The organism is Aquirufa lenticrescens, assembly GCF_019916085.1.
Classification (GTDB): domain Bacteria; phylum Bacteroidota; class Bacteroidia; order Cytophagales; family Spirosomataceae; genus Aquirufa; species Aquirufa lenticrescens.
The window spans coordinates 44,944-61,386 of record NZ_CP049834.1; the positions used below are offsets into that span (position 1 = coordinate 44,944).

The 16,443-nt window shown below is 43.2% G+C and carries 13 protein-coding genes; 5 read left to right on the top strand and 8 right to left on the bottom strand.

The features are described 5' to 3' along the window. Position 1: 1 nt before the first annotated feature. On the top strand, positions 2-1,867 hold the full coding sequence (locus tag G9X62_RS00220) for a glycoside hydrolase family 88/105 protein (protein ID WP_261345520.1): 1,866 nt from the start codon (positions 2-4) through the stop codon (positions 1,865-1,867). Here G9X62_RS00220 and G9X62_RS00225 read toward each other — a convergent pair. Both G9X62_RS00225 and G9X62_RS00230 read right to left on the bottom strand, forming a co-directional pair. Then, positions 1,844-2,518: a DNA/RNA non-specific endonuclease gene (locus tag G9X62_RS00225; protein WP_223130834.1), complete on the bottom strand. Its 675-nt coding sequence runs from the start codon at positions 2,516-2,518 to the stop codon at positions 1,844-1,846. The genes G9X62_RS00220 and G9X62_RS00225 overlap by 24 nt on opposite strands. Further along, positions 2,518-4,407, bottom strand: a complete 1,890-nt coding sequence (locus tag G9X62_RS00230) for a beta-N-acetylhexosaminidase (RefSeq protein WP_223130835.1) — start codon at positions 4,405-4,407, stop codon at positions 2,518-2,520. The genes G9X62_RS00225 and G9X62_RS00230 overlap by 1 nt, the downstream gene beginning before the upstream one ends. Positions 4,408-4,510: 103 nt before the next feature. Here G9X62_RS00230 and G9X62_RS00235 point away from each other — a divergent pair, with 103 nt between their 5' ends. Then, entirely contained in the window at positions 4,511-5,764 is a 1,254-nt protein-coding gene (locus G9X62_RS00235; protein ID WP_223130836.1) for an ammonium transporter, read from the top strand. Between the two features lie 18 nt (positions 5,765-5,782). Next, positions 5,783-6,124: a P-II family nitrogen regulator gene (locus tag G9X62_RS00240; RefSeq protein WP_223130837.1), complete on the top strand. Its 342-nt coding sequence runs from the start codon at positions 5,783-5,785 to the stop codon at positions 6,122-6,124. A 129-nt stretch (positions 6,125-6,253) separates the two neighbouring features. Here the strand turns inward: G9X62_RS00240 and G9X62_RS00245 are convergent, their stop codons facing one another. Continuing rightward, complete coding sequence (locus tag G9X62_RS00245) at positions 6,254-6,922, bottom strand: hypothetical protein (protein WP_223130838.1); 669 nt, start codon at positions 6,920-6,922, stop codon at positions 6,254-6,256. A 57-nt stretch (positions 6,923-6,979) separates the two neighbouring features. Here G9X62_RS00245 and G9X62_RS00250 point away from each other — a divergent pair, with 57 nt between their 5' ends. After that, a complete protein-coding gene (locus G9X62_RS00250) occupies positions 6,980-8,089 on the top strand; it encodes a vWA domain-containing protein (RefSeq protein ID WP_223130839.1) in 1,110 nt (369 codons plus the stop codon). Between the two features lies 1 nt (position 8,090). After that, complete coding sequence (locus tag G9X62_RS00255; protein WP_223130840.1) at positions 8,091-9,521, top strand: sigma 54-interacting transcriptional regulator; 1,431 nt, start codon at positions 8,091-8,093, stop codon at positions 9,519-9,521. 190 nt (positions 9,522-9,711) lie between these two features. On the opposite strand, the gene mnmE is transcribed toward G9X62_RS00255, so the two are convergent. Genes mnmE through G9X62_RS00280 form a run of 5 tightly spaced genes read right to left on the bottom strand, consistent with a single transcriptional unit; the run spans position 9,712 to position 16,430 of the window. Next, the gene (gene mnmE / locus G9X62_RS00260) at positions 9,712-11,073 is read right to left on the bottom strand and encodes a tRNA uridine-5-carboxymethylaminomethyl(34) synthesis GTPase MnmE (RefSeq protein WP_223130841.1); all 1,362 of its coding nucleotides are present in this window, start codon (positions 11,071-11,073) and stop codon (positions 9,712-9,714) included. A gap of 3 nt (positions 11,074-11,076) precedes the next feature. Then, on the bottom strand, positions 11,077-11,361 hold the full coding sequence (locus G9X62_RS00265) for an SCP2 sterol-binding domain-containing protein (RefSeq protein WP_223130842.1): 285 nt from the start codon (positions 11,359-11,361) through the stop codon (positions 11,077-11,079). 43 nt (positions 11,362-11,404) lie between these two features. Further along, a complete protein-coding gene (locus G9X62_RS00270) occupies positions 11,405-14,227 on the bottom strand; it encodes a PD-(D/E)XK nuclease family protein (protein ID WP_223130843.1) in 2,823 nt (940 codons plus the stop codon). Further along, positions 14,227-15,933: a GMC oxidoreductase gene (locus tag G9X62_RS00275; RefSeq protein WP_223130844.1), complete on the bottom strand. Its 1,707-nt coding sequence runs from the start codon at positions 15,931-15,933 to the stop codon at positions 14,227-14,229. The genes G9X62_RS00270 and G9X62_RS00275 overlap by 1 nt, the downstream gene beginning before the upstream one ends. A gap of 8 nt (positions 15,934-15,941) precedes the next feature. Continuing rightward, positions 15,942-16,430 (bottom strand): gluconate 2-dehydrogenase subunit 3 family protein, encoded by a 489-nt coding sequence (locus G9X62_RS00280; RefSeq protein WP_223130845.1) that lies wholly within the window; start codon positions 16,428-16,430, stop codon positions 15,942-15,944. Between the last annotated feature and the right edge of the window lie 13 nt (positions 16,431-16,443).

The following is a 16,443-nucleotide window of genomic DNA, read 5'->3' on the forward strand; positions in this document are numbered from 1 at the left end:
GATGAAAAAACTAATCGTTCTTTTTTTAGGTCTAAGCACCGCTGTGACCGCCCAAAATTACTCGGAGCTAATGGCTAAATCCATTATGCACACCCACCCGGATTCGATTACCGTGAAAGTAGGAAAACCTGCAGGTTGGGATTATGAGCAAGGTTTGGTATTGAAAGCTTTAGAGCATGTGTACCAAAGAACTGGTGACGCCACCTACTTTAACTACATTAAAAAGAACATCGACAGTTTCGTAGATGCCAATGGTAACATTCGCACCTACCATTTTGATGAATTCAATTCTGATAACATCACTACGGGACGTATGCTCCTGTATCTGTACCAAGAATTAGGCGACGAGCGCTATAAAAAGGCCGCTGACCTGTTAAGAAAGCAGATTTCAGCGCAACCAAGAGATGCAGATGGCGGATTTTGGCATAAGAAAAGATACCCTAACCAAATGTGGTTAGACGGACTCTATATGTTAGAACCATTCTATGCAGAATATGGTCAAATCACACAACAAGACAATTGGGCTGACATCGTCAAGCAGTTTCAGTTAATGTACAAAGGCGCGATTGATCCGAAAACGGGGCTTTTATTTCACGCCTACGATCAAGCTAAAGCACAGCCTTGGGCTGATAAATCGAACGGACATTCGCCTAATTTTTGGGGTCGTTCGATGGGTTGGTATGTGATGGCCTTAGTTGATGTCCTGGATTATATGCCTAAGAATCACCCATCAAGGGGGATCTTAATCCAACAATTAAATCAATTATCAGCTGCGATCGCAAAGATTCAGGATCCGACTTCGGGTGTTTGGTATCAATTACCGGGTTATCCAGGCAAAAAAGGTAACTATTTCGAGGCCTCTTGTTCGAACATGTTCGTTTATGCCTTCGCTAAGGGCGTTAGAAAAGGATATTTACCTGCTTCATTCCGCAAAAACGCGGAAAAAGGATACGCTGGAATTCTGAAAGAATTCATCACCAAAGACGCGGAGGGTTACCTCCATTTAGAGAAAACGGTGAGCGTAGGTGGATTAGGTGGCGTTCCTTACCGGGATGGATCGTACGACTATTATTTGAGCGAACCCTTACGCAAAGATGATTTGAAAGGTGTAGGTCCATTTATTCTGGCATCTTTAGAGATGGAAATTGCCAAAGAATTACCCATCGGTGCCGGCAAAAAAGTCGTTTTAGATTATTTCTTTAACCACGAGACTAAAAACGGCAATCGCTTCCACTATACCTGGGAGGATCGCAAGGACTCTGGTTTTAATCAATGGGGCATTCAATTCGAGCAAATAGGCGCTTCGTTAGATACCTTGGGAGCATCTCCTACGCGGGAGAACTTGAAAGGCGCTTCTGTTTACATCATTGTGGATCCAGATAGCTACAAGGAAACGGCGAAGCCTAATTTTATGACGGCGAAAGCGGCAGATGAAATAGAAGCTTGGGTAAAAGCAGGTGGAAATTTGATCTTGTTAGCGAACGATACGACAAACTGTGAGATTCCTCAGTTTAATATCTTAGCTAAACGTTTTGGCATCGAATTCGTCGCTCCTAACTTGAATTTCGTTCAAGGTCGCAACTGGGAGCAAGGTGCTGTAATGATACCGGCAGGCAACGAAGTTTTTGACCCAATTAAAAAAGTCTACATTAAAGAAATAACGACATTAAAACTAAGCGGCAATGCGAAGCCACTAGTGAATCACCTAGGTCATGTGGTGATGGCTACGGCGAAAGTGGGAAGAGGTAAAGTATTTGCGCTGGGTGATCCTTGGTTGTATACCGAGTACACAAATAACCGCAGAACGCCATTAGAATATGAGAACTTCTTAGCAGCTAAGAAACTAGCGATGTATATGTTGCGATAATTTGCGCGGAAAATGATAACCCGTCATTTTCTCCAGAGTTTCTAATGGCACCGAATAGGTCTGCCAGTTTTTATTCAAATCACTCGCATTAGGAAAAAGTATGCACCAGATTTTGTCTGGTGCATACACTACTTTCCAGCAATAGGCTGGAACGATAACACCGGAGGCTAATCGATCCCTTGCCCCAATTCCACCGGAATAAATTAAAAGATTCTGTCCTTTTTTAATCGCAAGCTTACGGCAATAGGATTCTAACATTTTGAAAGGACCCCGATTCAACTCACGAGTCTGCGGAATCATATTCGACATTAAGAAAGTCTCCTCATTTAAATAGTAGGAAGAGGTACGATCCTCAGAATTACATAGATGACCTCGATCATAGCCTGAATGGGCGTAATCTTTCTCATCGACAATTTTAAAACCACGGGGAAAAGATTCATCCTGAACAAATCGATCGGTTCTATCTACAGCGCCCACATCACTGGCTGTCAAAGTCCATCCCACCCAATTCGCTCTACCCTCTACCCCATTATACGACATCACATAACCTTTCTTAACCGAAAGATAGTTAGTCGTAGAAGCAGAAGAGGCACCCGAAATATTGGGCACCCCTACTGAAAATAATACACTGAAAATAAGGTTTAATAGCATTATTTAGCTCTTTTTTCTAAATCAGCCCGAGTAATATTCATCGTACGTCCCTTCATTTCTTTTCCACGATAGGAAACGATACGCATCAATTCTGCATCCTTGGGAACAGCCACTAGACCAGATGCAACAGGATAATGGTTATCTGGATACGAATTATCAAAGCTGTAGTGAATCTTTAATCCCGATATTTCATTTTTCAATTCCACGAATAATTCACCTTTCGAATTCTTGGTTACGTTCACAATCGCCTCGTACATAGAAGGCGCATATCTCTTATCAGCTACGTCAAAACGTGCCATATGATCTTCTAAACGGCTGATGAAGTTATCCCAGTTCTTGTTCTCGTTAGGCGACCACAAAGACTCAGAAATGGCTAATGCTCTAGGATACATCATGTACTGCAAATGGCGGTAGTTGAACAATTGCTCTGACCACATATTCGCTTGACCACCTTTGACTAATTTTGCATCCACTCCCGTCGGTACTGGATTAAACGCATAGGAATCAGCCAATCTAACGGTTTTGTATACTGGTGGCTCGATGGCTCTATCTCCTTGCATTAAATCCACATACACATTGTTATTAGGAGTCATCACCACTTCGTGACCTAATTTAGCTGCCTCTACTCCGCCGGCAATACCACGCCAAGACATAACTGCCGTTCCCTTTGGCAATCCTCCGCCCTCTAAAATCTCATCCCAGCCTAACATGCGCTTACCTTTAGACGAAATAATCTTCTCCAAACGACGCACAAAATACGCCTGCACCTCTTGCGAATTCTTCAATCCCTCCCGTGCTCTCAAAGCTAAAATCTCCGGATTCTTATCCCAATAATTCTTAGGGCACTCATCACCTCCCATGTGGATGTATTCATACGGGAAAAGAATAGCTACCTCGCCCATCACCTTGTCTAAGAAAGTATATACTTTTTCATTTGCTGGGCAAAGTGTATTATCTAATAAAGCCTCTGGGTGTCCGTGAGACCAATCGATGAATGGCTCACCCGAAATAACTTCATATTTATCAGCTCCTGGTGTACACGAAAGTTCTGGATAAGAGGCTACTGCAGCCATCGAGTGACCCGGAACATCTATTTCTGGCACGATATTCACAAAGCGATCTTGGCCGTATTTCACCAATTCCTTGATATCTTCCTGAGTGTAGAAACCACCATAATTGCGAGGCTCGTTAGGCTCAGGCTTAGAGAAAGTAGTGAAACGACCCTCTTTCTTTACGTTAAATGCCCCTTTCTTCGTCAAATTAGGATAGGATTTAATTTCGATTCTCCAGCCCTCATCGTCCGTTAGGTGGAAGTGAAGCAAGTTGTATTTGTACTCCACCATCTCGTCGATAAATTGCTTCACCTCTTCTTTAGTGAAGAAGTGGCGCGCCACATCAAACATTTGGCCACGCCAAGCAAAACGAGGAGTGTCTGTAATCTGAGCAAATGGAATGGCCCATTGAACTCCTTTAATGACTGTTTTCGATTCAATTTCCTTAGGCAGTAATTGTACTAGTGTTTGAATTCCGTAGAATAAACCAGCTGATTTGTTCGCCTTAATGCTAACGCCTTTAGCATTTACCTGCAACTCATATCCCTCAGCTCCTAAATTAGCGTTGTTCACGATTTGCATTTGGATAGATGCTGTACCTGACGATTTTAGTGTAACGGAACGTCCTGTGGCACTTTTCAGCTTACTGACCAAAGTCGCATAACCCACCTTCAATTGGGCATCCGCAGGACCTGAAATAGAGATGGAAGATGGTAAAATGAATTTCCCAGCTGGATAAACCGCTTGAGACGGAATGGGGATAATCGATGGTGTTTGGGCCGATGAAACGAAACTTAAGCTAAAACTCAAGCAAACGAGTGCAATGATTCTCTTCATAATATAGGTTTTTGTATCGTGTTAAAGTTCCATCAAAATGCAGAATATTCCAAATCGTTTTGTATTTTTGAAACAAGAAGCATTATATACAAAACACAAAACCATGAATGAAACTGCCACGCTTGCTGCTCAGCAAGTGGAACTCACACACGCTATTGACACGGTTTGGGTGGCCCTATGTGCCGCTCTTATTTTCCAAATGGAAGGAGGCTTTGCCCTTCTAGAAGCTGGATTCGTCCGTTCTAAAAATGCCATCAGTATTATTGCCAAAGTAATGATCGACATTATGTTCGGCGGAGTAGCTTTCTATTTAGTCGGATTCGGGATTGCCTATGGTAAATCGAATGGCTATTGGGCTTTCGACACCGGAATTATGGAAGGAGACCTAGGTTTAGGTTTGACTATTTCTAATTCCCTTTTCTGGTTCATCCAAATGGGCTTTGCCGTGGCTGCTATCTCTATCGTTTCAGGCGGTGTCGCAGAACGCATGAAGATGTGGTCTTATGCCATTTATGTTGCTATTTTTAGTGCGGTATTATATCCCCTTGCAGCTAATTGGGTTTGGAATCCAAACGGCTGGTTAGCCTTACGCGGATTTAATGACTTCGCTGGTTCAGCAGCCATTCACGCGATGGGTGGATTTGCAGCACTAGCTGGCGCGATTGTATTAGGACCACGACTAGGAAAATACAACGAAGACGGAACAGCGAATGCAATTCCGGGACATAACTTAACTTTATCGGCAGTAGGTGCCTTTATCCTTTGGTTCGGTTGGTTCGGATTCAACCCTGGTTCTACATTAGGAGCCGTGGGTAAATGGGATCTAATCGGTTCTGTAGCGACTAATACCTTCCTTGCGTCAGCTGCGGGCGGTATCGCCACAATGTTGTACACGTTTATCCGCTACAAGAAAGTGGATATTACGATGGTGATTAATGGTGTTTTGGCAGGTTTAGTGGCTATCACAGCAGGCTGCAACGTCGTTTCACCGGATTCAGCCTTGATTATTGGTTTCATCGCAGGTACGATTGTCGATATCGCAGTAGTGGTGGTAGACAAAATGAAAGTGGATGATCCCGTGGGTGCAGTAGCGGTACACGGTGTAAACGGTTTCTTTGGAACGATTGCTGTAGGTCTATTCTCCCAAAAGAATGGCTTATTCATCACCGGCGAAAGCACCCAATTCATCACGCAATTAATCGGTGTTTCCGTGATCAGCGTATTCTCCTTTGCTACAACGTATGCTATTTTCATGGCCTTGAAAAAGACGATGGGAATTCGCTTGAGCCACAAAGCAGAATCTGCGGGTATTGATGCCGTTGAATTTGGAGTAGAAGCATACACAACTTTTGAATAATAGCTAACTAAATACGATATGAAAAAGGTAGAAGCCATTGTAAAACCATCGAAATTAAAAGCTATTCAAAAAGGCTTAATCGATGCCAACATACCTTGTATGACCGTTGTTCCCGTTCGTGGAGCTGGTTTACAACAAGGTTATTCAGAAATATACCGCGGTACAGAAAAGTCGATGATCTTATTACCAAAGGTCATGATCATCTGTGTCGTAAGCGATGAAAACCTCGAAAAATGCTTAGATGTCATCCTAGACAACGCCTCCGAAGGCAATGTGGGAGATGGCAAAATCTTCGTTTATGATGTGCAAGATGCGATCAGGATACGGACGAGGACGAGAGGGATTGAAGCTATTCGATAATAAAAAAAGGGCTTAGGCCCTTTTTTAGATTAGAGAGTATAGAGTATAGAGAGGAGATATTAGATTATAGATTATAGAGTATAGATAAGATATAAAAGAGAACCATCTCTACTCTATGCTCTATAATCTCTAATCTAAAACCATAACTACACGAAATCGAGTAAACATCTCCTCCGAATACCACCCAATCGTCCTCGTCTTCTTAATCATGGGGGCGTGTTCTTTACTTTTATAGGCAAAGGAATCTAGGCTTTCTGAAGATTCCCAAAGACTTAGTGTCGCTTGTTCGATGAGGGGGAATTCGCCTACGCCTTTGGCAAATAATAAACCCGCCCGATTTTCTAAATATTTACTGGCGTGAGAGACATAGAACCAGAAAATGGGAGATTTATACCACACAATACTGGCGCGCGTCATCACTAATAGGGGACCATTTCCGGGATCTTCCACAATAGAAAAGGGATTCGAACCGTTCCAAGTTCCGTGGCCTTTAATGGCGACGGCGTCCCAACCTTTCATTTCTGAAGAATGCGAGGACAGTGTTAACCAACGTTTGTTAGTTTTGAAAAAATGATCTGATGCTGCTTGGTTATCAAACACGCCAAAGAAAGCATATGAAGAGAAGTCTGGCCAAATAGAGAAGCCATTGCCCGAGCCTACACCTAAGTGTTTCGCAAAAGAAAGCCCGTCTGATTTCCATTGCTGGACAAATGAACGACCCATTTCAGCAAAGGCAAAGCGCTTATTAGCGAAGCTTTGAAAAGATAAAAATCGAAAAGATATAATTTGGTCACTCATTTTATCAAATTTAGCTGTTTATTTGAACAATTAAAGTGCTAATAGGGTTTAAAAGACATGAATAAAAAGGGTTTTTATTTCAAGGAGTTTGAGGAGAAGAGCATCTCCCCTTTTGATAAGCTTTTCGGGATTTTCAAGGAATTAATCACACATACGTCGGGAGATTTTGATGAGGCAATCGAATGGTTGCGCGAATTAGACAAAGAATATGAGCTGACAGATGAGAATTATACGATTGAAGATTTCATTGAAGATTTAAAGGCCAAAGGCTATATCCGCGAGGAGATTGATGAGAATGGGGGTTCTGGGATGGGAATTACGGCCAAAACAGAGCGAGCGATTCGCCAGACAGCACTAGAGAATATCTTCGGAAACTTAAATAAAAGTGGTGCTGGGAATCACAAAACTAAGGCATCAGGCCAGGGAGATGAAATGACAGGGGAATTTAGATCCTATCATTTTGGCGATAGTCTAGAGAAAATCTCCCTTACGGAGAGTCTGAAAAACGCCCAAATCAATCACGGAATAGGCGAATTCGAGTTAACGGAGGAGGATTTAGTCGTGGAAGACACGCAATTCAAATCTCAGATGAGCACGGTTTTGATGATTGATATCAGCCATTCCATGATTCTGTATGGTGAGGATCGGATTACGCCTGCGAAGAAGGTAGCGATGGCTTTGGCAGAACTCATAACCACCCGTTACCCCAAAGATACCATCGACATTCTGGTCTTCGGAAACGATGCCTGGAGCATTTCCATCAAGGATATTCCCTATTTAAAAGTGGGGCCTTATCATACGAATACGGTGGCTGGACTGCAATTAGCGATGGATATTCTGCGCCGAAAAAGGAATACCAACAAACAGATATTTATGATTACCGACGGAAAGCCGAGCTGTGTTCGGGAAAAAGACGGGACTTATTATATGAATAGTAATGGACTTGACCCTTATGTGACCGAAAAATGTTACACTCAGGCGGCGCAGGCACGTAAATTACATATTCCCATTACCACCTTTATGATTGCGAGGGATTCCTACCTACAGCAATTTGTGGACAAATTCACCGAAGCAAATCAAGGAAAAGCCTTTTACACGGGCTTAAAGGGCTTAGGGGAAATGATTTTCCAAGATTACGAAACGAATAGAAAGAAAAGACTCAAATAAGATGATCAACAATTTAGGCGAATTAAAGGCCTCAGGCTACATAAGCAAATCGATTAAAGACGAATTAAGAGACAACTTGATTAAACACATGGAGGCTGGAACGACCGTTTTCGAGGGCGTTCATGGTTTTGAAAACTCCGTTATACCAGAATTAGAGCGAGCGATTTTGTCTCGCCATAATATCAACTTATTGGGTTTACGCGGTCAGGCGAAAACACGTTTAGCTCGTTTAATGGTTAATCTGTTAGACGAATACATCCCCTACGTGGCTGGTTCGGAGATTAATGATGATCCGTTAGCGCCTATTTCCAGATTTGCGATTGATTTAATTGCATCACAAGGAGATGCGACACCGATTGCGTGGTTGCACCGTTCTGATCGTTTTGCAGAGAAATTAGCTACACCAGATGTGTCAGTGGCCGATTTAATTGGTGATGTGGATCCGATCAAAGCGGCTAATTTGAAATTATCGTATGCAGATGACCGTGTGATTCACTTTGGCATGATTCCTAGAGCTAATCGCTGCATCTTTGTCATCAACGAGATACCTGACTTGCAAGCGCGTATCCAGGTAGCCTTATTCAACATTTTACAAGAGGGCGATATCCAAATCCGCGGTTTCAAATTACGTTTACCGCTTGATCTTCAATTCATCTTCACGGCAAACCCGGAGGATTATACAAATAGAGGAAGTATTGTGACGCCATTGAAGGACCGTATTGGTTCTCAAATTTTGACCCATTATCCTGAAACCATTGCGATTGCGCGCAAGATTTCGTCTCAAGAAGCTCATATTAATGCCACTCAATCGGATCGAGTTTATGTCCCAAATTTAGCCTACGATTTATTAGAGCAAATTATTTTCGAGGCGAGAGAGAGTGAATACATTGATTCCAAAAGTGGTGTCAGCGCTCGTATGAGTATTTCGATGCTCGAGAGTTTAGTGAGCACGGCGGAAAGACGTGCCCTACTAAATCGCGAGAAATCAACAACAGTACGTTTGGCAGACTTCATGGGAATCATCCCAGCCATCACAGGAAAAGTAGAATTAGTGTATGAGGGCGAACAAGAAGGTGCGGCATTCGTAGCCGAACAATTGATCGGTTCAGCCATCAAATCATTCTTTCCCGGTTTATTCCCTAAAATCGAAAAGCTATCTAAGAAAATTGAAGAGAGTCCTTATGCAACCTTAATGGAAGCGGTCTATGCTGAAGGTGGCGTTGTATTGTATGATGAATGTAACGCGGCAGATTATGCTTCGACGTTGAATGAAATTAAGCCTTTAGAGGACTTGATCGTTCGATATCAACCCGATGTTGAGGCAGCGGATAGGTTGTTCTTGAAGGAATTTGTGCTGTGGGCGCTGGCGGAGTATCAGAAATTGGGGAAAGAAAGGTTGACTAACGGTTTTCAGTTTCGTGACTTGTTTTAGAACTATTTTGGTGTCCCATTAGAAAATGGTCTTTGCCATATTTTCTTAAATGGGACACCAAAATAGCTCTAATCTAAAACAAACCAACGAACTAAATCTCTACTCTCCTATCTCTATTCTAAATAGAATCACCGCAGGCGAAACCATCTCTACTTTATACAATCTTATCTCTCCTCTAAATAGCCTTCGGCTATTTACCTATACAAAACTTACCAAAGATATTCTTCAACAGATCGTCATTCGATATCTGCCCAGTAATCTCCCCTAAGTGATGAAGAGCATAGCGAAGGTCTTGTGCGATAAGATCGCCTGTTAGGCCGGTTTGCAAAGCATTAAGAACACCTTCTAAGGTTTCTTGCGTTTGTAATAATTGCTGGTAATGACGAAGATTGGTCACTAACGTTCCATTCGTGCTCACTTGATCTAAACCGACTACGTTTAACAAGGCGGTTTCGAGGTCATTGAGTCCTGAACGGTTTTTGGCAGAAATAGCAATCAAATCCGGAATGGCAGATACAAATGCAGAAAGGTCAGCGATTTGATCCACTTTGTTCAACAATTTAATCACGGGAATCTCTAGTGAACCAAGTGCTTCCACGCCAGCCGCGAGTCCAGAAGGCGTTTCAGAGGTAGCATCAGCCATATAAATGACTACCTGTGCTTTCTTCACCCAGGCTTGTGTTCTCTCCACTCCTAGCGCTTCAATGACGTCTGATGTTTCACGCAAACCTGCCGTATCCACTAAACGGAATTTGATTCCACCTAAAGTCCACTCATCCTCGAGGGAATCACGTGTAGTTCCTGCGATATCAGAAACAATGGCACGATCCTCGTTCAATAAGGCATTTAATAATGTCGATTTACCTGCATTGGGTTTCCCCACAATCACCGTTGCAACTCCGTTCTTCACCGCATTTCCGGCTCTAAAGCTGGAAACCAACGGTCGTATATTCGTCAACAATTGATTCACTAAAGCTTCTAAATCTTTGCGATCCGCGAATTCCACGTCCTCTTCACCGAAGTCTAATTCAAGCTCGATTAGGGAAGCAAAATGGATTAATTCCTCGCGCAATGCGGCTAATTCTTTTGAAAAACCGCCTCTCAATTGATGCAAAGCGGCGTTTTGGGCAGCGGCAGAATCGGCAGCAATTACGTCTGCTACCGCTTCGGCTTGGGCTAGGTCGAAGGCTCCATTTAGGAAAGCGCGCTGGGTAAATTCGCCGGGGCGAGCGAAGCGAGCCCCCTGTTCTACGAACAATTGCAAGATACTCTCTTGGATGAACGGGGAACCATGGCAGGAAATTTCGACCACATTTTCCTTTGTATAGGAACGCGGAGCAATGTATAAACTGGCGACCACTTCGTCGTAGACACGACCAGCAGACTCTATACGACCATAATGGATCGTATGAGTGGGTTGGGTGGAAAGATCTTTGGGCTTAAAAACGGCATTCACGATCTCAATTGCTTGATCTCCTGAAAGACGAATTACGCCGATCGCTCCTACCCCTGCAGGCGTCGCTAAGGCAACAATGGTATCCGTAAAGTTCATCGATTACAATAAATTCGTCAATTTCATCGCGACAGACATATCGCCAGAGATTTTTACTTTTCCGGTCATTACGGCCATCATAGAATTTAATTCGCCGTTTAAGATCGAAGTGAATGTTTCCTCTGTTGTAGAGATGGTGCAATCTGAATCCAAATTTTCATTGGATACAGCTCCATCCGAACCTACGACGATGATTCCGCCTGGGAAAGCGAATTTGAATGAAACACCTTGGCCGCCTTTTTGAGCAGCTAAGGCAATAATACGTTCGTTGATTTCTTGAAATGTCATTTTATATCAATTTATGGGTCAAAATTACGTCATTTTACTGAAACTACACGTTTCGATGGCAAATAGCGGTAAAATCACAAAAGGTGCATTGGTCTAAATTCACCGTTTTCTCAAAGGCCTGATCCGCAGAAACTAGTGATTCAACCCAATACTGTACTAGCTTCTCTGATTCTTGAATAAAATCAGCGAATGACTCCCCCTCCGTAAATTCGAGTGGCGAAGACAAAACCTTTTCATCAAAATTTCGGAAGGAAATAATACCGGGCTGAATGCTGATACGATCCGCTTCCAAACCTTGAAGGAATTCTTTTCTCTCCGCTGGTGCTTTTTGCAACTCTTTCGTCACTAAAAACTTGTACATCCACAACTGAAAAAGTTTGGCTTTCAGTTCCTCTTCTCTCAGTGTTTCGGCTAAACTTTCTCCGGCGTCCACGTCTTTCTTTATTACTTTTCCTGTCTTATAATCGACAATACGCAAGACTGAACCACCTTTCAAATCTAATCGATCGATCCGACCTTTCATTTTCACAGGCCACATTTCAGCGCCTACTGGAACAGAAACCACCGTATTCACTTCTTCCTCTACCGCAAGCAATTGTATTCGTTCCTCATACCAAGCAGCGGATTGATCGAAATAAGTTCCCAGCAAGGTTTTGGCCACTTCCTGCAACACATAATTAAAGCCTTTCTCTACTTCAAAGTTTCCCTCGCGTTCCTTAATCTCTTCCATTGCCTTTGCTAACAAAGGTTCAATTAAGGCCTTCTTTTGTGCCACATTAAGACCATCCTCATAACCACCTGAAGCGATCATTTGTTTATCGAGTAACTCCAGCACCTTGTGTACCCAAGTCCCAAATACATCCGCCCCCATTTCGTCATCGCGTTGTTTTTCTTGTTGCAGATTGACAATTTGGGAGAAATAATACTTTAGCGAACAACTCGCAAACATCGCAACAGATGAGGGAGATAGACCTCGTCTAGCCAATACGTCTTTTATTTCAGCAATTAGCTCCGGCGTTTTCTCAATGCTCAAGGCTATTTCTGGATTTTTCTCGTCATTCGAACTGAATTTGACTATTGGTTCACGCAGGATTAAATGTGGATTCTTTTTGGCCCAATCATAGCGAATCTGGCGAATAAAACGACTAACTTCTGCTGAGGACGAATCATTCTGCACATAGACCAGCATTACCTCCTTAGGCCGCTGCAATAAACGATAGAAGTGATAACTCGTCACGGCATCCGCTTGGGTAAATGTGGGCAGCGAGAAGGCCGCCATATTCGCAATATCGACGGGTATCAAACTTTCACGCTTCCGCGTTCCCGGTAAACTGCCTTCATTCAGCGATAAAACAATCACCCGATCAAAGTCCAGAGTTCGCGTTTCTAACAGCCCCATGACGTGCAAGGTTCGATTCTCCGCCCCTTCAAAGGTCATTTTTTGCTGTTGCACAAGCTGCTTACAAAGCGCCTGGCCACTTTTAACGGTAATAAAGGGATTCGCCTGAGCGATCTCTTCTAACTTATCTAATACCGTCAAGGCCTGCAAAATGGCCTGCGATTCCGCATCCCAATCTTCCTTATCTGTTTTGTATAAAATATTGGTCAGCAGTCGAATAAGCGACTTTAAACAGTCCTGAAAACTCGAATTAGTGGGTATAAAAAGGCTTCCACCTGCAGGAACATCGGACAAATACAAATCAGTCTCTTTCCATTTTGGTAACGAAATAGAGGACATCAGCGGATGCTCTTTCAATGCTTTCAGCTGCGAAACAGGGTATTTTTCCAAAGGCACCAAGGCCCACCACATCTCGATTAGTGAAAACACTTGAGCCTTCTTTAACGAATAGCCCATCGTGATATTCAGGCGGTCTTTAAACTCTCCTAAATAGGGTAATAAAGAATCCAACAGACTCTCATCCCCTAACACGAGGGCTACTTGTTCCAAATCCCCGTGTTCGGTTTGCCATGCACGAATTTGCTCCAAAGCCACAAAAATCTGAGCCGAAGGATTCGCTAAACCCACTGTCTCGACCTCTTTTGGCTTTTCTAACAAATCCCGCCCCATCCAATGAAATGGACCACGAGATAAATAGGCAGAATCACCTGGGTCTGAATAGTGTTTTAGCCAGTTACCTGCCCTGTGATGCTTGCTTTTGGCATAATATTCATCCGCATCCCAAAGCGTCTGTGCCACATTCTCCCGCAATAGCAAACGAATGATGGTCTCCTCCGATTTAGAGAGCGCATTAAAACCGACAAAATAGATCTGCTTAAATCCGAGCGATTTACCCGACTCTAACAGCTCGACTAGTTTGCGATAAGCAAGCCCACGATAGGTAGTTCCCTTCGATTCTAATCTGCTTTTCAGGCGAATATAGACCTCTAAAAGCGAATCATATAACTTGAAATAAGCCTGCGTATTAGCGGTAATCCACTCATCTGCATGTTCTTGACCATATTCTTGGCCCCACCGTTCTATCGATTTAGCTTCGGAAAGAAAGGAAAACAAGGCCGAAGGATCCACTAAATACAGATCCAACGTATCGAAATCCTTCAACATCATCTGTCCCCACGTGACAAAACGATCAAAATCAACTTTCGAATCGACCTCCTTAAAACAGGCATAGGCCTCCATCAATAAGTCAATCGGATCCTCTAAAACCGAATCCGTCATCTGAAGCGCAAATTCCTCAATCGTAAAGAATGAGGGAGACAAAAACGGTCGATCACCCCTGATCGCTAATTCCTTTTTTAAGTAAAGGATGCCCCGTTGCGAGGGCATTACGACGGCAATATCTTTTAGCTCTTCCATACCGTGTGCGTGGAAGAGGTGATCAGCCGTTTTACCTAAAAATGTCTGCATTACAGGTTTCCTTTTTTCATTTCTTTCACCGCATAATCCACCGCACGGGCTGTGAAGGCCATGTAGGTTAATGATGGGTTTTGGGTAGAAGTGGAGGTCATACAAGCCCCGTCCGTCACAAACACGTTCTTGACGTGGTGCATTTGATTCCACTTGTTTAAAAGTGATGTCTTCGGATCTGATCCCATTCTCACTCCGCCCATTTCGTGGATATCTAATCCCGCTGGAGCGTGTGAATCGCGGGTTTTGATGTTCTTGAAGCCGGCCTTTTCGTACATTTCAGTGAATTGATCGATAAAATCTTTGACCATCAGATCATCATTGTTATCGTAACTCACGTCCATATGAAGCAATGGCATTCCCCAGGCATCTTTTTTAGTAGCGTCCAAAGTCACTTTATTACTCTCCTTCGGAATCGTTTCCCCCATCATGTGAGATCCAGCATACCAGTTCGACCATTTTGGATTCAATAAGGAATTCTTCAAGCTTTCACCTACTGAACTTTGGTCTGCGTGCGTTCCTCTTCCACCACTCATTCCCGCCGCATAACCGCGTAAGAAGTTCGTTTCTTGCTTGTATAAGTTTCTAAAACGAGGAATATACCCTGAATTAGGCCGTCCTCCAGCTGTTTTATAATCTAAATATCCTTCGTATTCTGCAGACAAGGAAGCACGGTAATTGTGGAAAGCTATGTGCGTTCCTAATAGACCGCTGTCGTTTCCTAAACCATTCGGGAAGCGAGAGGACTTCGAATTCAATAAGATCAAATTCGTATTAATCGCAGCTGCTGTTACAAAAATCACCTTCGCATAATATTCCACCATCTCTTTCGTGTGTGCATCTACGACACGAACACCTACGGCTTTTTGTTTCTGTTCATCATAGATAATCGAATGAACTACAGAATCCGTTCTTAATGTCATATTACCCGTCTTCGCAGCCCAAGGCAACGTAGACGAATTAGCGCTGAAATAACCACCATATGGGCAACCTCTTTGGCATAAATTACGGCCTAAACACGTTCCGCGTCCCTGTTGAATGTGAATATCGCGAGGCTCTGTTAAGTGTGCGCATCGACCGATGATGACGTGGCGATCTGAATACAAACGTTTCATCTCTTTTTGGAAATGTTTTTCCACGCAAGTCAATTCCATCGGTGGTAAAAAGTCTCCATCTGGCAAGGAATCTAACCCATCCTTATTACCCGAAATACCCGCAAAATGCTCTACATACGAATACCAAGGGTCAATTTCCTTATAGGTTATCGGCCAGGGCACCGCGAATCCATCGCGCGCAGGACCATCAAAATCTAATTGAGACCAACGTTGCGTTTGACGCGCCCACAGCAGTGATTTACCTCCAGTTTGGTATCCGCGGATCCAATCAAATGGCTTATCCTGAATGTAGGGATGTTCTGCATCCTTCACGAAAAAGTGCTTCGCGTCTTCTCTGAAAGCATAACATTTTGAAATGATGGGATTTTCATCAATCTCCTGCTTCGTTAATTGCCCTCTATGTTCCATTTCCCACGGACTCAACAAAGTCGTTGGATAATCTTCATTATGGGTCACTTTACGTCCTCTTTCGAGCACCAAAGTCTTGATTCCTTTATCACAAAATTCCTTAGCAGCCCAGCCTCCAGCCATTCCGGAACCTATCACAATCGCACCATAGGTGCGTTTTTCTGCATTATTTAAAATATTCATCGCTCAGTTTATTTTTTAATAGGTTCACAGCCATTGAAAAATCCAGGTGCCATCATGTAATTAAAGTGATTCACCATGACATATTCTGTCGTGGTATAGCCTTGAATTGTTAATCCTTTTAGCGTCTTCATTGCTTTTTGCGCATCAGACCCCTGTTTACCCTGTTCTATTTGGAAAAACAATTGTTCCTTTTCTGACTCTGTAACCTTCTCAATCGAAGGTAAAGCCGCTAATACCTTCATCAAGGTAGTAGCAGTAGTTGGCTCATAGCAATCGCGAAGCATCACCTTCACATAGGCTGGAACGCCTAAGGAAACGGCGCCAGGAATACTGGATTCAGGAATAATAACTCCCATCCAAGCTTGTAATAATTGGTCTTGATCAGCGCTCCATTGAATGCTGGGCGCATTGGCTGCTTTGAGATCTGTAAAAACAACGCTGCCTAAAGTAGCAAGCGCCATTCCTTTCACCCAATTTCGGCGAGAAATCGATTTCATAATTTATCTAGGT